Source organism: Streptacidiphilus albus JL83 (assembly GCF_000744705.1).
GTDB classification, from domain to species: Bacteria; Actinomycetota; Actinomycetes; order Streptomycetales; family Streptomycetaceae; genus Streptacidiphilus; species Streptacidiphilus albus.
Window position 1 is genome coordinate 6745750 of the sequence record NZ_JQML01000001.1, and the last position, 24632, is coordinate 6770381.

The 24632-nt window shown below is 73.9% G+C and carries 20 protein-coding genes and 1 riboswitch; of the genes, 8 read left to right on the forward strand and 12 right to left on the reverse strand.

Translation table 11 applies throughout. The features are described from left to right. Nucleotides 1-65: 65 nt before the first annotated feature. Nucleotides 66-743 (forward strand): uracil-DNA glycosylase, encoded by a 678-nt coding sequence (locus tag BS75_RS29680; RefSeq protein ID WP_034090465.1) that lies wholly within the window; start codon nt 66-68, stop codon nt 741-743. A gap of 587 nt (nt 744-1330) precedes the next feature. Next, nucleotides 1331-2428, forward strand: a complete 1098-nt coding sequence (locus BS75_RS29685; protein WP_034090466.1) for an SCO1860 family LAETG-anchored protein — start codon at nt 1331-1333, stop codon at nt 2426-2428. A gap of 43 nt (nt 2429-2471) precedes the next feature. Here the strand turns inward: BS75_RS29685 and BS75_RS29690 are convergent, their stop codons facing one another. From BS75_RS29690 to BS75_RS29705, 4 genes are all read right to left on the reverse strand, one after another. Further along, complete coding sequence (locus tag BS75_RS29690; protein WP_042436603.1) at nt 2472-4940, reverse strand: polysaccharide lyase 8 family protein; 2469 nt, start codon at nt 4938-4940, stop codon at nt 2472-2474. A gap of 248 nt (nt 4941-5188) precedes the next feature. Then, nucleotides 5189-6721, reverse strand: coding sequence for an SMI1/KNR4 family protein (locus tag BS75_RS29695; protein ID WP_231607920.1), 1533 nt, complete (start codon nt 6719-6721; stop codon nt 5189-5191). Nucleotides 6722-6881: 160 nt separating this feature from the next. Beyond that, complete coding sequence (locus tag BS75_RS29700) at nt 6882-7100, reverse strand: DUF397 domain-containing protein (protein ID WP_034090468.1); 219 nt, start codon at nt 7098-7100, stop codon at nt 6882-6884. Next, nucleotides 7093-7944, reverse strand: a complete 852-nt coding sequence (locus BS75_RS29705) for a helix-turn-helix domain-containing protein (RefSeq protein ID WP_034090469.1) — start codon at nt 7942-7944, stop codon at nt 7093-7095. The genes BS75_RS29700 and BS75_RS29705 overlap by 8 nt, the downstream gene beginning before the upstream one ends. Before the next feature lie 383 nt (nt 7945-8327). On the opposite strand from BS75_RS29705, the gene BS75_RS49530 reads away from it, so the two are divergent. Further along, nucleotides 8328-8714, forward strand: coding sequence for an ATP-binding protein (locus BS75_RS49530; RefSeq protein ID WP_042436605.1), 387 nt, complete (start codon nt 8328-8330; stop codon nt 8712-8714). A gap of 22 nt (nt 8715-8736) precedes the next feature. On the opposite strand, the gene cobC is transcribed toward BS75_RS49530, so the two are convergent. The 8 genes from cobC to BS75_RS29750 form a co-directional block, all read right to left on the reverse strand. Beyond that, a complete protein-coding gene (gene cobC / locus BS75_RS29715) occupies nt 8737-9828 on the reverse strand; it encodes an Rv2231c family pyridoxal phosphate-dependent protein CobC (RefSeq protein WP_034090470.1) in 1092 nt (363 codons plus the stop codon). Beyond that, nucleotides 9818-10711, reverse strand: a complete 894-nt coding sequence (locus BS75_RS29720; protein WP_034090471.1) for a sirohydrochlorin chelatase — start codon at nt 10709-10711, stop codon at nt 9818-9820. Before BS75_RS29720 ends, cobC begins: the two co-directional genes overlap by 11 nt. After that, nucleotides 10708-11343 carry a precorrin-8X methylmutase gene (locus tag BS75_RS29725; RefSeq protein WP_081982701.1) on the reverse strand — a complete coding sequence of 212 codons (636 nt, stop codon included), beginning with the start codon at nt 11341-11343 and terminating at the stop codon, nt 10708-10710. The genes BS75_RS29720 and BS75_RS29725 overlap by 4 nt, the downstream gene beginning before the upstream one ends. 79 nt (nt 11344-11422) lie before the next feature. Beyond that, nucleotides 11423-13129: a precorrin-3B C(17)-methyltransferase gene (cobJ, locus tag BS75_RS29730; RefSeq protein ID WP_034090472.1), complete on the reverse strand. Its 1707-nt coding sequence runs from the start codon at nt 13127-13129 to the stop codon at nt 11423-11425. Then, nucleotides 13129-14517, reverse strand: a complete 1389-nt coding sequence (locus tag BS75_RS29735) for a bifunctional cobalt-precorrin-7 (C(5))-methyltransferase/cobalt-precorrin-6B (C(15))-methyltransferase (RefSeq protein ID WP_042436608.1) — start codon at nt 14515-14517, stop codon at nt 13129-13131. Before BS75_RS29735 ends, cobJ begins: the two co-directional genes overlap by 1 nt. After that, nucleotides 14514-15359 carry a precorrin-4 C(11)-methyltransferase gene (gene cobM / locus BS75_RS29740; protein WP_042436611.1) on the reverse strand — a complete coding sequence of 282 codons (846 nt, stop codon included), beginning with the start codon at nt 15357-15359 and terminating at the stop codon, nt 14514-14516. Before cobM ends, BS75_RS29735 begins: the two co-directional genes overlap by 4 nt. Next, complete coding sequence (gene cobI / locus BS75_RS29745; RefSeq protein WP_034090473.1) at nt 15356-16111, reverse strand: precorrin-2 C(20)-methyltransferase; 756 nt, start codon at nt 16109-16111, stop codon at nt 15356-15358. Before cobI ends, cobM begins: the two co-directional genes overlap by 4 nt. Before the next feature lie 30 nt (nt 16112-16141). Further along, nucleotides 16142-16278: riboswitch (cobalamin riboswitch) on the reverse strand. A gap of 93 nt (nt 16279-16371) precedes the next feature. After that, on the reverse strand, nt 16372-17715 hold the full coding sequence (locus tag BS75_RS29750) for a carboxylate--amine ligase (RefSeq protein ID WP_052069780.1): 1344 nt from the start codon (nt 17713-17715) through the stop codon (nt 16372-16374). A 238-nt stretch (nt 17716-17953) separates the two neighbouring features. On the opposite strand from BS75_RS29750, the gene BS75_RS29755 reads away from it, so the two are divergent. From BS75_RS29755 to BS75_RS29775, 5 genes are all read left to right on the forward strand, one after another. Beyond that, nucleotides 17954-19216, forward strand: coding sequence for an FAD-dependent oxidoreductase (locus BS75_RS29755; RefSeq protein WP_034090474.1), 1263 nt, complete (start codon nt 17954-17956; stop codon nt 19214-19216). Between the two features lie 404 nt (nt 19217-19620). Then, on the forward strand, nt 19621-20469 hold the full coding sequence (locus BS75_RS29760; protein ID WP_052069781.1) for a glycosyltransferase family 2 protein: 849 nt from the start codon (nt 19621-19623) through the stop codon (nt 20467-20469). Beyond that, complete coding sequence (locus tag BS75_RS29765; protein ID WP_231607921.1) at nt 20466-21842, forward strand: glycosyltransferase; 1377 nt, start codon at nt 20466-20468, stop codon at nt 21840-21842. The genes BS75_RS29760 and BS75_RS29765 overlap by 4 nt, the downstream gene beginning before the upstream one ends. After that, entirely contained in the window at nt 21832-23043 is a 1212-nt protein-coding gene (locus tag BS75_RS29770; RefSeq protein ID WP_034090475.1) for a serine/threonine-protein kinase, read from the forward strand. The genes BS75_RS29765 and BS75_RS29770 overlap by 11 nt, the downstream gene beginning before the upstream one ends. 61 nt (nt 23044-23104) lie before the next feature. Beyond that, nucleotides 23105-24631, forward strand: coding sequence for a lipopolysaccharide biosynthesis protein (locus BS75_RS29775; protein ID WP_034090476.1), 1527 nt, complete (start codon nt 23105-23107; stop codon nt 24629-24631). The last annotated feature ends 1 nt before the right edge of the window (nt 24632 follow it).

Here is a 24632-nt window from a genome sequence, read left to right on the forward strand (position 1 = left end):
TGTCGTGGATGGGGTGCTTTGTCCTGAATCAGAAAGCAGGGCCACTGTGGCATTAGAGTGACGCCATGGCAGCGCGACCCTTGAGCGAGATCGTCGAACCCGGCTGGGCGAAGGCCCTGGAACCAGTGGCGGGGCAGGTGGCCGCGATGGGCGACTTCCTCCGCGCGGAGGTCGCCGCCGGGCGCACCTACCTCCCGTCCGGAGCGAACGTGCTGCGCGCGTTCCAGCAGCCCTTCGACGAGGTCAAGGTGCTGATCATGGGTCAGGACCCGTACCCCACGCCCGGACACGCGGTGGGGCTCTCCTTCTCGGTCGCGCCGGAGGTGCGGCCGCTGCCCGGCAGCCTGGTCAACATCTTCCAGGAGTACCAGCGCGACCTGGGCCTGCCGGCCCCGTCCAACGGCGATCTGACGCCCTGGACCCAGCGCGGGGTGCTGCTGCTCAACAGGGCGCTGACGACCGCGCCGGGCAAGCCGGCCGCGCACCGGAGCAAGGGCTGGGAGGCCGTCACCGAGCAGGCGATCCGGGCGCTGGTGGAACGCGGCCCGGCACTGGTGGCGATCCTCTGGGGACGCGACGCCCGCAACCTCCGCCCGCTGCTGGGCCCCGCGCCCAGCGTCGAGTCCGCCCACCCGAGCCCGATGTCCGCCGACCGCGGCTTCTTCGGCTCCCGCCCCTTCAGCCGCGCCAACGAGCTGTTGGTGCGCCAGGGCGCCGAGCCGATCGACTGGCAGCTGCCCTGAAACCGCCAGGCCTCGGCCGGCTGTCGGATGCCGTGCGGGTTGCCGGCTGAAGACCCAGGTCGGCCGCACCGCTATCGCCACCCGGCCGGGGGCGTCCTCGGGGGTGATCCGGGCGCCCTCGTAGCGCTCGGACATCGGCCGTGGTCTCGTCCTCCCGGTCGAGGACCGGGCGCACGCCGATCTCGCCCGCCGCGGCCGCCCGCTGCTCCGCTGCCACCGGCCGGGCCGTCTCCGGCGCGACCTGCTGCTGGATCCGGTCCGGGTCCGGCCGGCCGAGCGGCTCACCTTCCGGCGCGTGCCGGTCCTGGTCCGCTCCGAACTCGGCGACCTGGCCGGCTGCCTGGGCGCCGGGCTGCGGGCCTGGGGGACCGTGGGCCTGGGGGGACGTCCGGTTGACGGGCGGCTGCCCTGATCAGGAGTGATTTTTGGGGAAACCGAGGTTTCGTCACTCTTTTGGGTGAACTGACGCTGTGTGCCGTCAGAGTGACGCAGGGTTCGCCAAGGATAGGCCGAGTCCGAGATCACCTGTGGGCGCCCTGGGTTCCATGGGGGTGGGCGCCCTGCATCTTCCTGTGGGGGTTTCCTCTATGCACGCATCCGTCCGTCCCGCCGCCGCCCTGGGCGCGCTCACCGCGTGCGCCCTGCTGGGCGCGGCCCCGAGCGCGTTCGCCGGCAGCGGTGCCGGCCGTGGTCCCGCCGTCGGCACGGCCTCCGCCACCGTCGCCGCACTCGACCTGGACGTCAATCTGCTGAACGGCACCGTGGACATCCCGGTCAACGTCAGCCTCAACTCCGTTCAGGCCCCCGGCTCCGAGAACGAGACCCTGCTGACCGCCGGTGTCCAGGGGGTGAAGGGCGACAACGGTGGCGTCGGCGGCCCGCTCACGCTGGTGCGGGCCAAGGTCGCGCAGTCGGTCGCCTCCGCCGACGCCAACGGCTCGAAGGCCACCGTCGACCTGGCCAACGCCAGCGTCGGCCTGCCGGGGCTGCTCGGCACCTCGCTGCTCGGACTGGACGCCGTGCACGCCGAGGCCGACTGCCCGGCCGACGGGCGGCCCAGCGCGGACGTCCGGTTCGTCGGCGACGTGAAGGTCCTGGGCGAGACCGTGTCGGTCACCGCGACCGGTCCGACGCTGGTCAAGGTCCCCGGGCTCGGCCAGGTGAGTCTGTGGCTGTCCAAGCGGAGCTCCACCTCGACCACGGCCGCCGCCGTCGCCCTCGACCTGGAGGTCTCGGTCAATCCGCTGAACCTCAACGTGGCGGCGGTCACCGGCCAGGTGCAGCTGGCCGCCGCCGATTGCACCAGGGCCGATCCCGGCCAGGGCGGCGGCGGTTCGAACGGCGGCTCCGGCGGCTCGGGCGGCTCCACCCGCTCAGGCGGCGGTTCGGGTCAGGGCTCGCCGTCCTCGTCCTCGACCCCGTCCGCCTCGGCGTCCTCGGCGCCCGGCGCGTCGGCGAGCAGCCCGTCCGGGTCCGACCCGGCGCCGTCGGCGAGTTCCAGCGGGGTGGACGCGGTGCCGGCTGCGGACTCCTCCGATGCGGCCGACCCGGCCGGCGGCACCACCAGCCTGGCCGAGACCGGCGGCGGCGGTGACGCCACCACCATCGGCGGGGCCGGGCTGGTGCTGCTGGGCGGCGGTGCGGCGGCGATGTTCGTGGTCCGTCGCCGTCGCCGTTCCTCCTGAGGTTGCCCGACCGGGCGCTGTCCGGCCGGGCCGGGGGGTCGGCTCAGCGGGACAGTTGCACGGTGCGGGCCGTTCCCGGCAGGCCCTGGGTCAGATCCAGGGTGATCACCGGCGCCGCCCCGCCCAGGGCGATGGAGACGCCGGGGTCGTCGCTGACCGCGCGCCGATAGCCGCTCGCCCCGGTGAGGGTGACGGTCAGTGAGGTCTGGGTGCAGGTCGGGTCGCTCACCGCGACCCGGAGCCGGCCCGCCGCGTCCGCACGGATCAGTACGGACGCCGCGCCGCTGGTGCTCACGGAGGGGAGAGCACCGGCGGCGAAGAAGTTGGCGGCGGTCAGACCCGCCGCCGTGCTGTGGACCGCCTGCAGGGACGTGGTGTTGGACAGGACGGTGACGTCCGGCCGCGCGGCCCTGCGGGCGGTCTCCTTGGCCGTGGCACCCGGCAGCACCTGGTAGACGTAGCTGTCTCCGGTGGGGTTCACCCCGTGGTCCAGCCACAGGGTGACGAAGGTGTTGGTGCAGGGCACGGTCGTCCCGGCGGTGCTGGGGCCGTTGTCGATCGCAGCCCAACTGCCGGTCCGCTGCTCGCGCAGCGCCCGCAGCACGGCCGTGCCACCGGTGCCGGCCGGGACGACGTATCCGGCCACGCCGTCCAGGTGGGCCCAGCCGCCGCCGCTGCCGAAGGCCGCGCTCCAGCCCGGAGTGCCGGGCTGCACCTGTCCGTCGACGGTCAGCGCATTGGTGCCGTCGCCGTGCAGGCTGCGGTTCTCCAGCGTGGTCTCGACGGTGAAGCCGCTGCTGCCGGTGATCCCGGCGCCGAGCGCCACCACGCTGTCGTCCAGGCAGAACCAGGACTTTCGGGCGCGCAGCGGCGAGCCGAAGGGCACCAGGTCCAGGCCGATCGCGCCCCAGCTGCCGTCCAGCTCCGCCCCGCCGGACCAGGTGGTCGGCGGCAGGGTGCCGGTACCGGCACCGGGGGCCAGCGGCAGGGTGTCGGCGGTGACCCCGGGCAGCCGGGTGGCGTCGACGGTGGGCCAGAAGTTGTCGGTGTACTGGCCGTTGTCGGCGTTGTAGAGCCAGGTCGCGCCGTCACCGACGTGCCAGCCGTTCTGGTTCTCGCCGTTGATGGCCTCCATCCGGGCCACCCGGCTGCTGGACAGGCCGATCGCCCAGGTCCAGCCGGGGCGGCGGTGCACCGCGCGGCCGATCGAAGGCTGCTGGAGGTGCCCGACCGGCGGCTCGGCGGCGCGCACCCGGCGGTCGTCCAGCACCGTCTTCAGCAGGGCGGTCCGCTCGGGGGTGGAGGTGGCGGCGATGGGCGCGAAGGTCTCCCGCTCCACCCAGCCCTTGACCAGGGACTTCCACCGCTTCTGCTGGTCCCGGGAGCCGAAGGGGGTGATCCGGCAGATGGCCTCGGTGATGAAGTGCCCGCCGTCGTGGTCGCGTTCGTTCTCCCGGGACAGGAAGCGTCCGCGCACGCTGTCCATGACCAGGCCGTTCTCCATGAACGGGGCGTAGCTGAGGTCCACCGCGTCCAGCACCACCGACAGATTGGGGTCGGTGATCGGCCAGGGGCTGCCGGTGAGCAGCACCAGCAGCTGGCTGATGTCGCCGAGCACCACGTAGGCGTAGTGGCCGTTGTAGGGGATGACGGTGTGCTGGAAGAAGCCCCCGTCGCGGTAGTAGCCGTCGGAGACGGTGACATAGGGGAAGGCGCCGGAGAGGGCGTCCCGGCCGGAGGCGATCAGCGCGGCGTCCCTGCCGAGGATGCCGCGCAGGATGACGATCTGCGACATGTCGGTGCGGTTGGCGCCGGTGGTGGTGACGGTGCCCTGCTGGAGCGTCGGATCGGGGGAGAACACCGCGACGGTGGCGAGGTAGGTCGCCAGGTCGGCGGCGGGCAGCGCGTCGCCGAGCACGGCGCAGATGTTGACCAGGTCCTGCGGGGCGGCGATCTCCCAGTGGTACCAGTTGCCGACCTGGGGCTTGCTGCCGTTGTAGTACTCGGTGCTGATGGTCTCCAGTGAAGAGACGATCTTCGCCAGCACGGTGTCCGAGCGGTAGTTGGCCGAGCCGGGGGTGGCCCAGGCCAGCGCGGTGTTGAGCAGCCGGCCGTAGCTGAGGCTGATGTACTCGATCCGGACGAACGGCAGGTCGGTGTAGATCCCGGCCGGCGTGGCCGAGTTGTCGTACAGCGCCGCGTCGGCGGCGACCAGGCTGTCCAGGTAGGCGATCGAGGCGGCGTAGTCGGGGTCGGCCGGGTCCACCGCGCTGCCGCCGGTGAGGATGTCCGACCAGGTGTCGCGCAGCTGGTCGAAGACGTCCAGGGTATCGGATCCGCCTGTCCCTGGCACCGGCGTCCCGGGCGCGGGGCTAGCCGCCCGGGCGGCGGTCGCTCCGCTGCCCAGCCCGATCACCGCAGCCCCGGCGACCGCCGCACCCGCGCCGAGCAGGTGCCGTCGGCGTACCTCGGGGCCGACCGCGACTCGTGCATTTCCGCTGTTCACGTCCATGGCGTCCGTCCTCAACTCGCTTTTAGGGCATGTTGGTTGATGCACAGGGGCACGCGAGGGAGCAGTGCGGCGCTGCGAGGACATCACACGGCCTGAGGCGGGGTCCAGTCAAGAGCTTGGACACAATTCAGATATATGAACCTCTGGACTGGAAAGGTGCACAGATAGCGCTAGCCGGACAGGGCCCGGCCTGGCTGGCGCTGTGACCGCATTGCGCCAGCCCGGTTGGCCGGCTTGTGGTCACGGCGTCAGGAGGCGTCCTCGACGGTGCCGGAGAGGCGGTAGGCCGTGGAGGTGTCGACGCCGAGGGCAGCGAGCAGGTCGAGGGCGGCGGTGAGGGGCGGGGCTCCGGCCAGGCGGGCGCCAGCAAGGGGGGCGGGAAGGCGGCCGACGCCGATCAGGGCTGTCCACTGGGTTGCGGAGAGGGCGAGGTAGCGCAAGCCGGGGAGATCGGCCAGCAACGCCAAGTCCGTTGTGGGGCAACGGGACAGGTCGAGGGAGCGAAGCGCAGGCAGGGTGCGCAGCGGGGCGAGGTCGATCGGGGTCTCCGAGCCGACGGCGAGTGAGGCGAGGTGCGGGTGGCCGGCGAGCGGCATGAGGTCGGCCTCGGAGGCGAGGTCGATGGCCAGATCCTCGACGGGAAGTGCTGCCACGGGGGACAGGTCGGTGGTGGCGCAGCGGTTGAGGTGCAGGCGCCGCAGGTGCGGTGTGGCGGAGAGCGGGACGAGGTCAACGGGCGACGCGGCGTCATTGAGATGGATCGCCTGGACACCCGACGCGAGCTGCTCGTCCAGAGCTGAGACCACCAACTGGCGCGATCCGTACCCGGACTGCTGCGCGGGGTGGGGATCGGGCCGACCCAGGACCTGGCCGAGCCAGGCGGTGACGGAGGAAGCGACATAGCGCGGACCGTCGTTGAAGTCGCGGCCGACCTCGATCACCTGACCGGGACGGCCGTCTGCGGCAGGCGCGAGGTCGACCGCGAAGAAGTTGCCGTCGAACCAGGTGGCGAACGGAAGCCAGCCCGGATGCCCCGAGCAACGGCGCACCGTGTTCGGCGGGTCGGCGTCGAAGACCACCTGGCGCCAGCCGAGCTCCCAGTCAAACCAGGTCGGGACTCCGATGTAGTCGTCGCGCGCGGCCAGGGCCCCGCTGAGCGGCAGCCAGCAGTACCCGGCCAGCGCCTCGCTGCCGCCATCCCCGTCTGCCTCCAGGTAGAGCGCCCGAAGGTCTGCGGGCAGCGGTCGGCCGAGGTGGCGCTCGGCGGCGGCGAGCTGAGCCTCGGTGACGGGCGCGGGCATCTCCGCTTCCGCGCCGACGCGTTCGGCGTGCTGCCGGAGTACGTCCCGCAGCCGCTGGACGGCCTCCGCCGGGTCCCCGGCCTGGCGCAGCCCGGACGGTTCTTCTCCGTCGGCTGCGCCCGGTTCGGACAGTTGGAAGCCGGGATCGACGGTCAGTGTCCAACCGTCCTCGTAGCCGCTCCCGGGCTGCAGCGCGCCCCGGAACGCCACCAGCTCGAAGCCGCCCGACGGGCGGCAGGTCAACTCCAGGACGATGGACTCCCAGCCGTGGGTCTCCCGGAACGAGGACGCCAACTTGGCGAGGCCCTGGTGCGGGGAAGGCAGCCCGAAGAAGAGGCCCGGACGGCTCGGCACGACGTACCCGCCTCCGGAGAGGCCGGTGCTCATCCGGCTCCCGTGCCCCCGCAGCACGCACTCCGTCCAGCCCTCCGGCGCCTGGGCCACGACCTCCGCCGTGATCTCCCGTGCCACCTGTTCCACCGCCAGGTCCATGCCCGCCCTCTCGCCCGCACTGTTCGGACAATCATGTCAGCAGGCTGCGACAGAGCGACCGACAGCGGGCGCCGTCAGGGCTCGCCGAGGAAGGCCTCAGTGCCGCCGGCGGGGGTGGCACGGAGACCTATGGAGCGGACTGGAAGCGTCAGATTGCGTCGAACTCGCCACTCTTGGCGCCGGCCAGGGCAGCGGCCCACTCGGAGCGGGTGAAGGCGAGGGCCGGGCCGGTCGGGTTCTTGGAGTCGCGGATGAACACTGCACCGTCGGCCGAGGCGATCTCGACGCAGTTGTTGTCGTTCCCCGACGCCGACGACTTGGTCCAGCTGACGGGCAGGGTGGAGGCGTCCTCGATGTGCTTACTCACTGATCTTGTCCCTCAGTTCGGTGATGAAACGGAGCGATGCGTCCAGGGGCATGGCCTCGGCCGTGATCTTCTGGAAGGCCGCAGCGTACAACTCGACTTCTGCCCTGTCCTCGACATAGATCGAGTTCAGCAGACCCTCGGTGTGGACCACGTCGAGGTCGTGCTGCTCGGAGAAGCCGAGGATGGTGAAGGCACCGCCCAGGCCCGGGTGCGGCGCCGAATTCGCCGGCATGATCTGGATCTCGACGTTGGGCATCTCCGACATGTGTCGCAGCCGGTCGAGCTGATCGCGCATCACTGCCACGTTGTCGATCCGGATCATCAGGGCGGACTCGTGGATCACGCCCCAGAAGGTCGGCGGGTTCGGCTTGGTGAGCACCGCCTGCCGGGCCATCCGGATCTCGATCTGGGACTCGATCGGCGTCCCCCGGTCTTCCAGTCGCGTCGCCTTGATCGCCACCCGCGCGTACGGCGAGGTCTGGAGGAGTCCGTGGAGCAGGGACGGCTGGTAGGCCATGATCCTCGATGCGCCGTCCTCCAGCGTGACCAGGTCCCAGTTGAACGGGGAGAGCCGGTCCCGGTAGGCGAGCCACCAGCCGCGCTGCCCACCGTCCTTGGCCAGCGACAGGAGCAGTTCCCGGCCGTCGCCCTCGAACTCGTAGAAGTCCAGCAGTCTGACGATGTCGGGCAGCTTGGCGGCGCTCTTCGCGGTCTCCAGTCGGGAGAGCTTGGCCGAGTCGATGCCGGTGCCCCGCTCCACGTCCTCCAGGAACAGGCCCTTGCTGTCGCGAAGCTTGCGCAGTTCGGCGCCGAGTTGCCGGCGACGGACTGTCGGTGCAGTCATCTGTGTTGCCCTCCCGGATGTTCCGTTGGTCAGTTTGCCCGCTGACTGAGGTCACGCGCTACTCGGTACCCACACCTGCGAGCCGCCCATGGCAGCGTAGCTCCAATTGCATATTTGCAGTCTGTTACATGCGCTTGCGCTGATTCATGATCAGGGTTCATGCTGACTGTGACGTGCTGTCACCAACTGGTGATGCATTGTCAACTGTTCCTGCATGCCGTCGACATGCCGAGCGAGCTGTCGCGTTGCACGAGTCGCATGCCCTCTCTGGAAGCAGTCGGAGGATCACGATGTCCTCATTACCCCCTACGAACAGCGCCGCGTGCGCAGCGGTGGGACCGCTTGCGCAGCCCGGATCAGCCGAAGACCTGCGGATCTGGGGAATGGCATTCCCGCCCAGGCCGAGATCGGTCGGGCGCGTCCGCGCCCAGGTCCGCAGCGTCCTCGACGAGTGGAGGATCCAGGACGAGACCGTGGACGCTCTCGTCCTGGTCGCCTCCGAGTTGGTGACCAACGGCATCCGCGTCTGCTCCAGCGCCAACATCGTCCATGTCCAACTGACCATGGAAGAGGGCAGCTTGTTGCTGGAGGTCTCCGACCCCAGCGCGATCTGGCCCTGCGAGGTCGCGGCGGGCCCCGAGGACGAGAGTGGACGCGGACTACTGCTGGCCCGCGAACTTGCCCAGGAACTCGGAGCGGTGGCGCGCGATCACATCGGAAAGACCGTCTGCGCCCGCTTCACACTCCCGGCCGGCAGGCCGGGCGGGTAGGCCGGGCGGGTAGGCCGAGCGGCTAGGAGTGCAGCGCCGCCCAGGCGGTCAGCAGCCGCCCGGTGGTGGCGGGGTCGCGGACGGCGATGCGGAGCCAGTCGGGGCCGAGGCCCGGGAAGGTGTCGCCCCGGCGGAGAGCGAAGCCCTGCTCGCGCAGTCGCTCGCGCAGTGCCGCCGCGCCGGGGAGCCGGACCAGGACGAAGGAGGCGGCCGGGGTGCCGAAGACCTCGACGCCGGGGATCCCGGCCAGCCCGCGCAGCAGGAACTCCCGGTCGGCGGACAGCTGTTCGGCCGCCGCATCGGCCTCGGCCAGGGCGGCCGGGGTGCTGCACGCCTCGGCCGCGACCAGGGCCGGGGCGGAGACCGGCCAGAGCGGCTGGGCGGCGGAGAGCGCGGCAATGGTCTCGGCGGCGGCCAGGGCGTAGCCGATCCGGAGGCCGGCCAGACCCCAGGTCTTGGTCAGGCTGCGCAGCACCACCAGACCGGGCAGACCACTGCGACCGGCCAGACTCTCCGGCTCGCCGGGGACGGTGTCGGCGAAGGCCTCGTCCACCACCAGCGTCCGGCCCGGACGGGCCAGCGCCGCCAGGTCGGCGGCCGGGTGCAGCACCGAGGTCGGGTTGGTCGGGTTGCCGACCACCACCAGGTCGGCGTCGGCCGGGACCCGGGCCGGGTCGAGCCTGAAGCCGTCCTCCGGGCGCAGCAGCAGCCGCTCCACCGGGTGGCCGGCGTCCCGCAGTGCCGCCTCCGGCTCGGTGAACTGCGGGTGCACCACCATCGCCCGGCGCGGCCGCAGCGTCCGGGCGAGCAGCACGAAGGCCTCGGCCGCGCCCGAGGTGAGCAGGGTCTCGGCGACCGGGCGGCCGTGCCGGGCCGCGACGGCCGCGCGGGCGGCGCGGCCGTCGGGGTAGGCGGCCAGTCCCGCCAGGCTGTCGGCGAGCAGCGAACGCAGCCACGGCGGGGGCGTGCCGGTGCGGACGTTCACCGCGAGGTCGACCAGGCCGCCGCCGGCGACCTCGCGGTCGCCGTGGTGCCGGAGGTCCGGCTCGGCGGCCTGACCGGTGGCAGTCCGCTCGGTGGCAGTCCGCTCGGTGGCAGTCCGCTCAGTGGGCATGGGAGTGGCTGCCGTGCGAGTGGCTGTGCCCGGGGTCGTCCGGGTGGTGGTGGGGGCGCTGCTCGGCGCCGACCCGGTCCTCGAAGCCGGGCATGGCTATCCGGTAGACGCAGGTGTCGCAGTTCATCCGCAGGTCCCCGGCCAGGGCCTCGCGGTAGCGCTCCAGGACCAGCTCGGCCAGCTCCTCGGAGGCGCCCATCACCGCCGCCTGCCGCACGTCGACCCCGGAGTGGGCCGTCGCCCAGTCGGCCGCCTGCTGCTCGACCCGGGTCGGCAGGATGCCGGTGAACAGGAAGTAGGGCAGCACGACTATCCGCTTCGCGCCCAGCAGCCGGCAGCGCTCCAGGCCGGAGGGGACGTCGGGCGCGGCCAGCGAGACGAACGCGGTCTCGACCCCGGCCAGTCCCCGGCCCTCCCACAGCAGCCGGGCGACCTTGACCACCTCGGCGTTGGCGTCCGGGTCGGTCGAGCCCCGGCCGACCAGCAGCACGGTGGTCTCCGCGCGCAGCTCGCGCGGCAGCACCTCGTCCAACCGCCGCTCCAGCACGGTCAACAGGGCCGGGTGCGGGCCGAGCGGGCGGCCGTAGCCGAAGGAGGTGCCGGGGTGGCGCTCGCGCTCGCGCACCAGCGCGGCCGGGATGTCGCCCTTGGCGTGCCCGGCCGAGACCAGCACCAGCGGCACCGCCGCGAAGCGGGTGGCCCCGCCCGCGACCAGCTCGGCGACGGCGTCGGCCAGCGGCGGCGGGGAGAGCTCGATGAAGCCGCCGCCGACGGGGGTGTCCGGCAGCCGGTCGCGCAGCCCGGCGACGAAGGAACGGAACGCCTCCGCGCCCTCCTCGTCCCGGGTGCCGTGACCGACCAGCAGCAGTGCGGGGGGGTTCATACGGAGGGCTCCTCAGCGTCGTTCGGGGCGGCGTCGTACAGGTCGGCGTCGTACAGGTCGGGGTAGAGCAGGGCGTTCGCGGCGGCCGCGGCCACCGCCGAACCGCCCTTCTCGGAGATGTTGCTGACGGCGGGCAGCCCGGAGGCGCGCAGCGCCGCCTTGGACTCGGCCGCGCCGACGAAGCCCACCGGCAGGCCGATGACCAGCGCCGGACGGGCGTCCAGCCGCAGCAGCTCCTCCAGCGCGGTCGGGGCGCAGCCGATCACCCAGACCGCGCCGGGGCCGACCTCGGCCAGCGCCATCCGGACGGCGGCGGCCGAGCGGGTCAGCCCGGTCGCCGGGTCGCCCTTGGCCTCGCGCACCCGGCACAGCGCCCGGCGGGCGGTGATCCCGGCGGCCACCATCTCGACGTCCGCGACCAGCGGCGCCCCGGCGGCCAGCGCGTCGGCGGCGGACCGGAGCACCGACTCCTCGGCGATCACCAGCTCGTCCAGGTAGCCGAGGTCGGCGCTGGAGTGGACGATCCGCTCGGCCACCGCGCGGGTCAGCGGCGGCAGGTGGCTGGTGTCGGCGCGGGCCCGCAGCCGACGGTAGGACTCGCGTTCGATGGGGTGGACCTGGCGAGGGGTCATCCGGGCAGTCCTTCCAGGGGGTCGACGGCGGCCGGGGCGGGAGTCGGCGCGGAGGTCGCTGCGGAGCTCGCTGCGGGGGTCACCCCTGCCACCGGTAGCCGCGCGGGGTGACCATGCGGCCGGCGACGGTGCGCGAGGCGGTGTTGCCGACGACCACCACGGTGGTCATGTCGACCGTGGTCACGTCGATCTCGGCCAGGGTGGTGACGGTGTGCCACTCGTCCGCGCGGGAGATGGCGTGGGCCACGCCGACCGGCGTGGTGGCCGGCTCCCGGTGCTCGGCCAGCAGCGACAGCGCCTTCGGCAGCTGCCAGTCCCGGCCCCGGCTGCGCGGGTTGTAGAAGGTGACCACCAGGTCGGCCTCGGCGGCGGCGCGGACCCGGCGCTCGATCACCTCCCAGGGGGTGTGCAGGTCGGACAGGCTGATCGAGACGTGGTCGTGGCCCATCGGCGCGCCCAGCAGCGAGGAGGCGGCCAGCGCGGCGGTCACCCCTGGGACGCCGACCACGTCGATGTCCGCCCCGGCCTCGGCCAGCGCGGGGGAGGCCATGGCGTAGACGCCGGCGTCGCCGCTGCCGATCAGCGCCACCGCGTGGCCCTCCTCGGCCAGTCGGACCGCGCTGCGGGCGCGCTCCTCCTCCGCGCCGAGGCCGGTCTCCTCGATCCGGGTGCCGGGGCGCAGCAGGTCGCGGATCTGGTCGACGTACTGGTCCAGGCCGACGATCACCGACGCCCGGCGCAGCTCCTGCCGGGCGCGCGGGGTGAGCAGGTCGCGCGCGCCGGGGCCGAGCCCGACCACGGCCAGCCGGCCGCGCACCGGGCGGCGGGCGACGGCGACGGTGCACATCGCGGCCCGGCCCTCGGGCTCGGACTTCCGCTTGGCGACCACCAGTTCGCCCCCGGACTCCAGCAGCGCCGCCGCCTCGGCGACGCTGGGCGTGCCGACGGCGGCCAGCGGCGCGGCCGAGGGGTTGGGCACGGCGACGGCGGCCAGCGCCTCGGCCGGGTGGGTCAGCAGCTCGACGCCGAGCGTCCGGGCGGCCTCGACCAGCCCCGGCTCCTCGGCCTTGGCGTCCACGCTGGCCAGGCAGCCGACCGCGAGCGGGCTGAGCCCGGCCTCGGCCAGGGCGGAGCGGACCAGGTCGAGCACCTCCTCGGTCGGGACGCCCCGGCTGGCGCCGACGCCGACGACCAGGCTGCGCGGGTACAACTGGACGGTGGGGACGGTCGATCCCGCTGCCGGCAGCCGGTCGCTGAGGCAGAGGGTCGGGGCGTCCGCCGCCGCGTCGGCGGAGACGTTCGGCGGCAGCGCGGGCAGCGGGTGGACGGCGTCGGCGACCAGCCGGACCGGCTCGCCGTCCAGCAGCGCCCGGCTCAGCGCCGCCAGGTCGCCGGTGACCGGCAGGCCGAGGGTGTCCAGACCGGGGACGCCGGTCGCGTCGGTCGCCGTGGTCACCACCGGCTGTGCCTCCAGCGCCTCGGCGACCCGGGCGGCCAGCGCGTTGGCGCCGCCCTCGTGCCCGCCGACCAGGGCCACCGCGAAGCGGGTGGACTCGTCGACGCAGACCACCCCGGGGTCGGTGTGCTTGTCCGCGAGCAGCGGGGCGATCAGCCGTACGGTCGCGCCGGTCGCCAGGAAGCAGACCAGCTGCTCGCACTCGGTCCAGGCCCGGCGCACGGAGGCGGCGACGGTCGGCTCCGTGTAGAGGGCGAACTCCGGGTCGGCGGCGGCGAGCCGGGCGGCGGACCGGCGGCCGGCGGCGGTGGCCGCGATCAGGCCAATCACTATGAGTCTCCCGATGGTGCGGTGGTTGCTGATGAGTCGACAGGTATGGACCCGGGGGCGGTCCTGGTGCCCCAGAGCACGAAGACCGGGTTGATCGCGGCCAGTCGGCTCACCCCGCCCGGCAGCGGCGCCAGCCGGGCGGCCTGGAGCTGGACGCCCTCGGCGGTGAACCCGGCCGCGAGCAGTGCGGCCCGGACGTCGGGGACCCGGTCCAGGGCGGCCAGGGTGACCACCACGGTGCGCAGCGCCCGCTCGGCGCAGGCGGTGACGACGGCCGGCAGGTCGGCCCCGCCGCCGCCGATGAAGACCGCGTCCGGCGCGGGCAGGCCGTCGAGCGCCCCGGGTGCGCTTCCGTGCACCACTCCGACGTCGACGCCGTGCGCCCGCGCGTTGGCGCGGATCCGGCGCACCCCGTCCTCGGTGCGCTCCACCGCCACCACCGCTGCGCCCAGCCGGGCGCACTCGATCGCGACCGAGCCGCTGCCCGCCCCCACGTCCCAAACCAGGGTGCCCAGCCGGGGCCCGAGCCTGGCCAGTGCCAGGGCCCGCACCTCGGCCTTGGTGACCATCGAGTCCCGGTGCTCGAACGCCTCCTCGGACAGTGCCCAGCCGTCCGGGCCCTCGGTCGGCCCGGCCAGCGCGCGCATCGGGCCGACCGCACCGTCCGCACCGCCCGCACCGTCCGCGACGGCGAGGCAGAGCACCACCTGGACGCCGGGCCAGTCCCGGGCCGCCGCCTGGGCCGGCGTCAGCTCCTCGACCCGCTCGGTCGCGGTGCCCAGGTCGGTGGCCACCACCAGCCGCCGCTCGATCCCGGGCACGGCGAGCAGCGCCGCGCCGATCTCGGCCGGTCCGGCGCCGGGCGCGGTCAGCACGGCGGTCTTGCGCTGCGAGCGGCAGGCGTTGAAGGCGGTGCGCGGGTCGCGGCCGTGGGCGCTGACCACCACGGCGTCGTCCCAGGGCAGGCCGATCCGGGCGAAGGCCTCGGCGACGCTGCTGGTACCGGGCCTGACGTCGAGCGCGTCCGGCCCGAAGCGCTCGGCCAGGGCGCGGACGATGCCGAAGAACCCCGGGTCGCCGGAGGCCAGCACCAGCACCCGGGCGGTCGTTGCCGACGCCCCGTCGCTGGGTGCGGGTGCGGGTGCGGGTGCGGGTGCGGGGGCGGACGCGGGGGCGAGCGCGGCGACGGCGTCCAGCGCGGGCGCGAGCGGGCCGAGGACCAGCGCGCGGTCGGCGGGCACGCCGGCCGCGTCCAGGTTCCGGCGTCCGCCGAGCACCAGGTCGGCGTCGGCGACCAGCTCCGGGCGTCCGGGGAGCGGCCCTGAGCCCAGGACCGTGATCCACCGCTGCGGTACGCCGCTCACCGGGCGCAGCGCGGGGCCGGTCATGGCTTGGCGGCCCGCAGGGCGCGCCGCGCCTCGGGATCCGCGCGCCGGAAGCCGTGGAAGTGGCCGGGGTGGTAGAGGTGCGAGCGGGTGCCGGTGGCGGCCAGCGCGGGGCCGACCAGGAACAGCGTGTGCTTCCACAGCTTGTGCTCCTTCACCTGCGCCTCCAGCGTCTCCAGGGTGCCGGTCAGCACCAGTTCGTCGGGCCAGGTCGCCTGGTAGGCGATGACCACCGGGGTCTCCGGCGGGTAGCCGCCCTCGGTCAGCTCCTCCACCAGCTGCTTGGCCCGCGCCGCCGAGAGGAAGATGGCCATGGTGGTGCCGTGCCGGGCGAAGTCGCGGACCTCCTCGCCGGGCGGCATCGGCGTCTTGCCGCCGCCGAGCCGGGTCAGGATCACGCTCTGGGCGACCTCGGGAATGGTCAGCTCGCGCTGGGCGATGGCGGCCACGGCCGCGAAGGAGGAGACGCCGGGGACGATCTCGGTCTCCAGGCCGAGCTCGCGGCAGCGGTCCAACTGCTCCTGCACCGCGCCCCAGAGCGAGGGGTCGCCGGAGTGGATCCGGGCCACCTTCCGGCCCTCGGCGGCGGCACGGGCGTAGACCGCGAGCACGTCCTCCATCGGGATCAGCGAGGAGTCGAGGATCTCGGCGTCCGGCCGGGCGTGCTCCAGCACCTCCTCCTGGACCAGGCTGGCGGCCCAGATGACGGTGTCGGCCTCGGCGATGGCACGGGCGGCGCGGAAGGTCAGCAGGTCGGCCGCGCCGGGGCCGGCGCCGACGAAGGTGATCCTGCCGACCGGTTCGGACTCGGCCGTCGGATCGGCCTCAGGGGTCGCGCTGCTCACAGCTTGCCTCCGCGGGTGGTTCGGGTCGCCGGTGCGATCAGCGTGGACAGGTAGGGGAGCGGACCGTCGAGGGGGTGTCCCGCCGGTCGGATCTGTTCGTCGGGCAGGCCGAGCGAGGCCCCCCAGACCGCGTCCCGGTCGCGCCCGGTGTCCGCCAGGGCCGCCTTCACCTCGGCCGCCAGCCGGCCGAACTTGTAGGCGACGACGGTGCCGGGACCGGCCAGGGCGTCCCGGAGGACGGCCGACCCGGCGGTGACCGGGACCAGGGTCAGCGGCTCGGTGCCCTCGGCCAGGACGGTGCCGCTGCGCGCGGCGAGGTCCTGCATGGCGGTGATCCCGGGCACGGTCTCCACCGCCAGCCCGGGGATCAGCGCGGTCAGGGTCTGCGCCAGATAGGTGAAGGTGGAGTAGACGTTGGGGTCGCCGATGGTGGCGAAGGCCACCAGCCCGTGGGTCCGCAGCAGTTCCGCGACCCGGGCCCCGGCGGCGTCCCAGGCGGCCTCGCGGCGGGCCCGGTCCTGACGCTCGTTCAGGGCGAAGACGATCCGTTCGACCTTGGCGGCGGCGGCGTGGTGCAGCACGGTGGCCTCGGCCCGGCCGGTCTCGCCGCTGTCCATCACCGGGACCACGACCACGTCGGCCTCGGTCAGCAGGCGGACGGCCTTGACGGTCACCAGCTCCGGATCACCCGGTCCCATGCCGATGCCGACCAGTCGGGCGGCCGGGGCAGGCGGGGGTGCGACTGGGCGCATGGTGGCAGTCCTCACTCGGGGTCCGCGCCCCGGATCGTGGTGACGGCGGCCAGAGTTCCTGGCTCGCGGACGGTCCGCCCGGTGGAGCGGCCGCCCGGTGACAGTGGCGGGACCGCGCCGGATTCGCACCGGACTTCCTCATCATTGCCGCCGTATCAGGCCCCGGAATCCCACCACGCTGCGCATCGGGGAGTCAACCGCGCGCTGTGTGTCCTCTCCCACGTCAGCTGCCCTGCGCCCCCGCTCGCCCGCTCATCCGTTCAACTGTGCGCGGGCGGCAGCAGCGAGCGCAGCGCGGACCCGAGCCGGTGCGAGGCCGGACCGGCCGAGCGCAGCGCGGCCGACACCGCCGGCAGCGGGTCGTCGGCCGCCGCCCAGGCCAGCTCGCGCAGCCGGCCGCGCGGGCGCACCGGCGGGGCCGAGGCGCCCTCCGGCAGTTGCGCGGAGCGGTGGCCCCGGCCGAAGGCGACCCGGGCCGGCGCGTCCAGGATCTCGACGGTGAAGCTGCGGCCTTCCAACTGGTCGCCCTTGGGCACGGCCCGGCCGGTGAGGTCCAGGTGCAGGGCGCGGACCAGGTCGATCCCCGGGCCGGTCTCGAACAGCCGGAACTGCGCCCCCACCCGGGGGTTGAAGTCCAGCAGCTTGTAGCGGCCGTCCCGGCGGTCGTAGCGCCAGTCCAGGTCGCAGATGCCGTGAAAGCCGACGGCCCGGCAGAAGCGGGCGCTCTCCTCGGCGAGCTCCGGGTTGGCGGTGGTGTAGGCGTGGGCGGTGACGCCGCCGCGCGGCGGCCAGGAACGGACCTTGACGCCGGTGAACACCACGTCCTGATTGACCGCGGCCCCGTCGGCCCCGCTCTCCTCGGCCCCGCCTGCGGACCCGCCGCCGGCGCAGTAGAGGTGGGCGATCCAGTCCTCGGCGTGCTCCATCGGCAGGTACTCCTGCAGCAGCACCCGGGGCATGGCGGCGGGCCAGCCTGCGGCCAGCCGGGTCAGCGCGGCCCGGTCGGCCAGCAGGGTGGTCGAACCGACCGCGGGATCGCTGAGCCGGGCGTAGGGGTCCGCGTTCTTGGCGACGATCGGGAAGACCAGCTCCTCGGCGGCGGCCGCGAGCTCCGCCGGGGTGCGCGGCAGCACCGAGCGCGGGGTGGCCACCCCGTGCTCCAGGCAGAGCCGGTGCAGCGACTGCTTCCCGGCCAGCGCCCGGGGCAGTTCGGCCGGGACGGCCGGGATCACCAGGTACGGGGCCAGCTCCGCGGCGTTCTCGGCGAGCAGCACGGCGGCCTCGTCGTCCGTGGGCAGGGCGATGCAGCGGCGGCCCTCGCGGGCCGCCACCTGCCGGGCGATCCGGGTCAGCCCGGCCAGCAGCTGTTCGGCCGGCTCGGTCCCGACGGTGGGCCAGACGAAGCGGCCGCGGAGGTAGCGGGAGAGCGCGGCCGGGGTGGCCCGGTCCTCGGTGATCGCGTAGACCGGGACGCCGGCCCGGCCCAGGCTGCGGATGGCGCCCACCCCGCCGTGGTGCAGCGGGTAGCGGCCGATCTTGACGACGAGCACCGGCACCCGTCTGTCGAGTCCGATGTCGAGCCCTCGGTCCCGTCCGTTGTCCAAGGCAGCCCCCCTGCTTGGTCCCGCTCCCCGATCGGTGGATCCATGATGCCCGGGGCACGGCCTGCGTCGACGCGCTTTCGCCAAGTCCCGTGCCGGGCCCCGGTCCAGGCCCCGGCGCCGCCGATCGCAAATCCGATCGAACCCATGACAGGGGAGCCGTTCCGTAGCAGCATGGACCCACCGATCAGGGAGCGGGACCAGGGCGAGACGGAACGTCATCAAGCTGGGGAGCTGAGCGATGAACGGTAGTGCACCTGTCGTGATCGTGGGGGCGGGACCGTACGGCCTCTCCGTGGCCGCGCACCTGGCCCGCGGCGCCGCACCGGTCCGGATCTTCGGCGGTGTGATGGACAGTTGGCGGACCAGGATGCCGACCGGCATGTACCTGAAGTCGACGCCCGACGCCTCCAGCATCTCGGCCCCCGGGGCCGGCAGCACCCTGGCCGACTTCTGCCGGGCGGAGGGCCGGGCCCCGCTGGACGAGCTGCACCCGATCCCGGTGGCGGACTTCGTCCGCTACGGCGAGTGGTTCCAGCGGCGGCTGGCGCCGCAGGCGGAGCCGGTGCCGGTGGCCAGGGTGGCCCGACTGCCGGAGGGCTTCCGGGTCACCCTGGAGGACGGCGAGTCCTTCGAGGCGCGGGCCGTGGTGGTCGCCAGCGGGCTGGCCGGGATCGCCCATGTGCCGTCGGCGCTGCGCGGGTTGGCGCCGAAGGGGCCGGATCCGACGGGGCCGCTGTCGCACAGCTCCCAGCACACCGGCTTCGCGGCCTTCGCCGGACGCCGGGTGGCGGTGATCGGCGCCGGGCAGTCCGCGCTGGAGAGCGCGGCGCTGCTGCACGAGGCTGGCGCCGAGGTCCGGCTGGTGGCCCGGGCGCCGAGGGTGCTCTGGGGCAGCCCGCCGCCGGTCGAGCGCCGCTCCGGGCTGTACCGCTCGGCCAAGCCGGACTCCCCGCTCGGTCCGGGCTGGTCGCACCTGGCGGTCAGTCAGCTGCCGCAGGCCGTCCGCCGGCTGCCGGTGCAGGCGCGGCTGCGGCTGGTGCGCCGGGTGCTCGGCCCCTCCGGCGGCTGGTGGCTGCGGGACCGGGTGGAGGGGCAGCTGCCGATCGCCACCGGGCGTCCGGTGCTGCGGGCCGAACCGGTCGGCGACGAGGTGCTGCTGACGCTGGGTTCGGCGGCGTCCGCGGTCACCCGCTCGGCGGCCGTCGGCGCGGGGACCGGAACGCTGACGGTGGACCACGTCCTCGCCGCGACCGGCTACCGGGTCGACGTCGCCCACCTGGACTGGCTGGCCGCCGAGGTGCGGACGGCCATCCGCCGGGTCCCCGGCACCGGTTCGCCGGTGCTCGACGAGTGGTCCTGCTCCAGCGTCCCCGGCCTCTACTTCACCGGGCTCGCCTCGGCGCCGACCTTCGGCCCGCTGCTGCGCTTCGTGGCCGGCACCGCCTTCACCGCCCCGCTGCTGGCGCGGGCGCTGGCCGAACCGTCGCCGGGCCGGCGGTAGCGGCGGAGCAGGGGCGTCCGATTGCGGCGCCGGTTGAGAGGGGAAGTAATAGCACGGTTGAGGTGGGGGATTTCGGCTGGGTTGGGAAATTCGACCCCAAGGGAGCGGAATCTCTTACGCGGGCTCCCGGGCCCGGGTACCGTTTCACTGGTGGGAGTCGACATACCGTGGGGGCGCCGACTCCCGGGAAAAGATCATGGAATTCGGATCATGGAATCCGAGAATGATCATTACCGGGCTCCGCTGGGGAATCGGAGCGGATGCCGGAGTTGCGAGGGGGATCTCGGCGGACCGGAGCAAAGGGGAGTCGGTCGGCGGAGAACTTGCAGGCCCGAACATACGGACGTTCGAATGTCGCGGCCTATGGCCGTGGGGGGAACCGAGGTGCCGTCATGAATGTACCCATGTCCAACACGTCCACCGTGCCTGAGCGCTGGGCGATCGACGAAGGGGAGGCGGTGGTGGAGGCCGTCGCCCCCGCCGTGCGCGGAGCAGCGGCCGGAGCACCCGCCGGGGCCGTCTCGGGGGAGTCGACCGGGTCGGTGCGGGTGCCCGTGCCCGTCCGTGGGGCGGTCAGCCTGATCGTCCCGGCCCGCAACGAGGCCGCGAACATCGGCTGGGTGCTGAACCGCATCCCCGACTGCGTCGACGAGGTGATACTGGTCGACGGCGAATCGACCGACGCCACCCTGGAGATGGCCCGGGCCACCCTGCCCTCGCTGCGCATCGTGCCGCAGCAGGGCCGCGGCAAGGGCAGTGCGCTGCGCACCGGCTTCCTCGCCGCCAAGGGCGAGTACATCGTCATGATCGACGCCGACGGCTCCATGTCGCCGCAGGAGATCCCGCGCTACCTCCACTTCCTGGAGAGCGGCTTCGACCTGGTCAAGGGCTCGCGCTTCACCGGCGGCGGCGGTTCGCTGGACATCACCATGCTCCGCCGGCTGGGCAACCGCGGGCTGCTGGCGCTGATGAACGTGATGTACCAGAGCTCGCTCACCGACCTCTGCTACGGCTTCGTCGCCTTCAACCGCAATGTCCTGGACCGGCTCGACCTCCAGTCCTCCGGCTTCGAGATCGAGACCGAGATCACCGTCCGGGCACTGCTGGCCGGGCTGCGGGTGGCGGAGGTGCCGACCCTGGAACTCCCGCGCCGCACCGGCCAGTCCAACCTGCGGACCTTCCGCGACGGGCACCGGGTGCTGCGCACCCTGCTCCGCGAGCGCAACGGGCGGCCCACGGGGGCCGGCCGGTGAAGCAGACCACCGTGCGGCCGTCGCCCGGAGCGACGGCCGCCGCTGGGCCGCCGCTGCGGTTGAACCCCGATCAGGCCCCGATCGACGTGACCGAGTTGGAGCTCGGCGACGGCAGCGGGACCCCCGAGCTGCTCCGGGTCGGCGGCCCCGGCCCGGTCCCGCCGGGGTACGTCCTCGCCCTGGTCCGGGTCGGCGGCCGTCCGGTCGGCATGGTCCAGGCCCTGGTCGGGCCCGAGGACGAGCCCGCCCGGCTGCTCGCCGCGACCGCCCGCCGGGAGCTCGGCGCGGAGCTGGAGGCCGCGGTCGCCGCGGCGCCCGCTCCGACCGCCGCGGCCGAGACCTACACCCCGCTCGCCACCATCGTGATCGCCACCCGGGAGCGTCCCGACCGGCTGGCCCGCTGCCTGGAGTCGGTGGAGGCGCTGCACTACCCGCGCCTGGAGGTCGTCGTCGTCGACAACGACCCGGTCACCGACGCCACCGCCGAGCTGATCCGGGGGCGCTACGCCGACCGGGTCCGCTACGTCCGCGAACCCGTCCGCGGCCTCGCCGCCGCCCACAACCGGGGCGTCGCCGAGGCCCTGGGCGAGATCACCGCCTTCACCGACGACGACGTGGTGATCGACCCCCGCTGGCTCACCGCCCTCGCGGCCGGCTTCACCGGCGCCGACGGCCGGAGCGACCCGCGGATCGGCTGTGTCACCGGGCTGATCCTGCCCGCCGAACTCCGGACCAGGACCCAGGTCATGCTGGAGGCCCACGGCGGCTTCACCAAGGGCTTCCGCCGGCGCGGCTGGCGGCTCGACCGGCCGCCGGCCGACGAGCCGCTGTTCCCCTTCACCGCCGGACGCTTCGGCTCCGGCGCCAACATGGCCTTCCGCACCGAGGTGCTGCGCGACCTCGGCGGCTTCGACCCGGCCGTCGGCACCGGCACCCCCGCCAAGGGCGGGGACGACCTGCTCTCCTTCTTCCGGACCGTGGTCAACGGGCACCACCTGGTCTACCAGCCGGAGGCCCTGGTCTGGCACCACCACCGGGAGCGTCCGGAGGACCTCGACAACCAGGCCTACGGCTACGGGGCCGGCCTCGGCGCCTATCTGACGGCGGCCGTCGCCCGCGAGCCGGGCATGCTCCCGGCACTGCTGCGCCGGCTGCCCGGCGGCATCCGCTACGCCCTGGACAACACCGGTGCCCGGCCCGACCCCGCCGACCGGGGAGCCGCCGACCGGGCGGCGCCCGGCCACGCCTGGCCGGCCCGACTCTCCCGGCTCCAGCGCCGGGGCCTGCTCTACGGGCCGGTGGGCTATCTGCGCAGCCGCCGCCTGGTCCACGGACTACCGCTGCCCTGGGAGGCGCGCCAGCATGACAACTGATCAGCGGAGCCGCTTCGTCCGGCCCGTCGCCGTCGAACTCCACATCGTCCTCGAACGCCTGGTCGCCGCCGCCGACAGCGGGCAGGCCCTGGACGCCTTCCTGCACGCCGCCGGGGCCGCGCAGATCGTCGCCGACCGGCTCCAGGGCGCCTCCGCGCTGCCGGTCCCGCCGCCGCTGCGGCTGATCCCGCCCAGGGGCGGGATCGGGCTGGCCCAGCGGCTGTTCGAGACCGGCGCCACCGCGCTGCGCGGTCGGCTCGGCCTCGCCGAATGGCACGTGCTGCTGCGCGACCTCGCCAATGTGCTGGCCGAGGCCGTCCTCGGGGACACCGCCGAGGACGCCGCCGGGGTGCTGCTCAGCGTCGCCACCGCGGTCGAGGACCTGCGCTCCGGCGTCCCGCCGCACACCGCCCGGCTGCTCGCCGGGGCGCTGCTGCACGACCCGTCCAGCTTCCGCGACCTCGACCTGCGGCCGGAGGACGTGGTCGCGCTCGCCGAGCGCTTCGCCGAGGAGCACCCGGACCGGGAGCGGCCGCTGCTGGTGCTCGGTCTGCGGTCCTCCGGCGGCTACATGGCGCCGCTGGCCGCCGCCGCCCTGGGGCGGCTGCAGTACCAGCACGTCGTCGCCCGGACCACCCGCCCCGGCGGGCCGCTGCTGCCCGAGGAGCCCCGGCTGCCCGAGTCGGTGCGCCGGGTCGGCGGACTGGTGCTGCTGCTGGGCGCCCCGGCCCGTTCCGGCGCCTCGCTCGCCTCGGTCGCCGCCCGCTTCACCGACGCCGGCTTCGCCCGGGAGCGGATCGTCCCGGCCTACCCCTCGCTCACCGACGACGCCCAGCCACCCCGGCTGCTGCGCCGCCACCCCACCGTCGTGCTCCCGGCCTCGCAGTGGCGGATCCGCAGGCTGCTCGACGCCGAGGCGCTCGGCTCGGCCGTCGCCGAGGTGCTGCCGCGCGGCACCGAGCTGGTCTCGCTGGAACACCTGGCCGAGCCCAGCCCGCCGACGCCCGGCGCGCACCGTTCGGTGGACTTCTCCGCCCTGGTCACCGGGGCCGACGGCGAGTCGCGGACGCTGCGGCTGAACGCCTGCGGCCTGCCGCTCGGCCAGGAGCCGCCCGCCGGATCCGGCCAACTGGGTGTAGTCGACGGAATTCTGATCACGGTACGGCCCGAGGAGCGGATACTGGCCGACGGGGGGTCCTGAGGCCGAGGGTCTTGAGGGTGAGGGAGCCTGACCGCCGGGGGACGCAGGGGGGCGATCCGAGATGGGGAAGAAGCAGCATGCGCCGGACCGGGGCGGCGACCGTGACCAGGAGCGCGGTCGGCTGACCGCGCTGGTCGGCCGACTGCCGCTGATCGGGCGCTTCGTCAGCGGCGACCCGCTGCTGCGCAACGGCGTGGTGCTGACCCTGGCCTCACTGGCCGCGTCGGTGCTGGGCGCGGCCTACTGGTCCGTCGCCGGGCTGCACTACAGCGTCGGCAACGTCGGCCGGAACTACTCGGCCGTCTCCATGGTGATGTTCCTCGGCGGCGTCTCCCAGCTGAACCTGGCGGACGTGATGGTGCGCTTCGCGCCCTCCGCCGGACGGAACACCCGGCGGATCGTCTCCCGGGCCTACCTGGCCTCGGTGCTGGTGGGGCTGGTGACCTCGGTCGGCTTCGTGCTGCTGATCCCCTGGCTCTCACCGGCCCTGATGTTCCTGCACACCCCGCTGATGGGCGGGGTGTTCGTGCTCGCCGTCACCGTCTACAGCATCTTCATCCTCCAGGACGGGGTGCTCACCGGGCTGCGGCGGCCCAACTGGGTGCTCGGCGAGCAGGTGCTGTTCTCGGTGTCCAAGCTGGCCGCGGTGATCGGGCTGAGCCTGGTCGCCACCGACTCCGGCATCCTGCTCTCCTGGACCGTGGCGCTGGTGATCGCGCTGCTCTACGTCAACGTCTACCTCTTCGGCTTCGCCATCCCGGGGCGCGAGCGCGAGGTCAGCCGGATGGAGCGACGGCCCTCCTGGGCCCGCGACGCGCTGCCCGGCGACGTCACCGGGCTGCACCTGCTGCCGCTGGAGTCCACCCAGGGCGTGGTCCGGTTCACTGCCCTGACCTATGTCGGCGGGCTGTTCTGGCTGGCGGCGACGATGCTGCCGCAGGTGCTGATCCTCAACATCCTCGGCCCGGACGACAGCGCCTACTTCTCCATCAGCTGGGTGATCACCACCATGCTGTACGTGATCAGCACCAATATGGGCTCCTCGATAGTGGTCGAGTCGGCCGGCGACCCGAGGCGGCTGGCCCGGGCCGCGCGCACGGTGCTGCGGGACACCGGCAAGCTGCTGATCGGCGCGGTGGCGGTGCTGATGCTCGCGGCCCCGCTGGTGCTGCGGCTGTTCGGCCCCAACTACCCCGGCCACGCCACCCTGCTGCTGCGGCTGCTGGCGCTGTCCGCACTGCCCAACCTGATCACCTCGACCGCGCTGGCCGCCTTCCGGGTCCGCCGCCGGGTGGGCATGGTGGTGCTGGTGTACGGGGCGCTGTTCGCCCTGGTCTTCGGGCTGTGCGTGGTGCTGGTGCCGAGGATGGGCCTGGCCGGGATGGGCATGGCCTGGCTGCTGGCGCAGCTCGTGGTGGCCGGGGCGCTGCTGGTCTTCCGCAGCGCCTGGCTGCCGGCCGAGGCCCTGGTCCGTCCGCACGAGGGCCGACCGGCGGAGACCATCCCGCTGGGCCCGCTGCAGCCCCAGCCCCAAGCCCATACCCAGACCCAGACCCGCGAGTGGGTCGGCGTCGAGGAGGAACATTGAC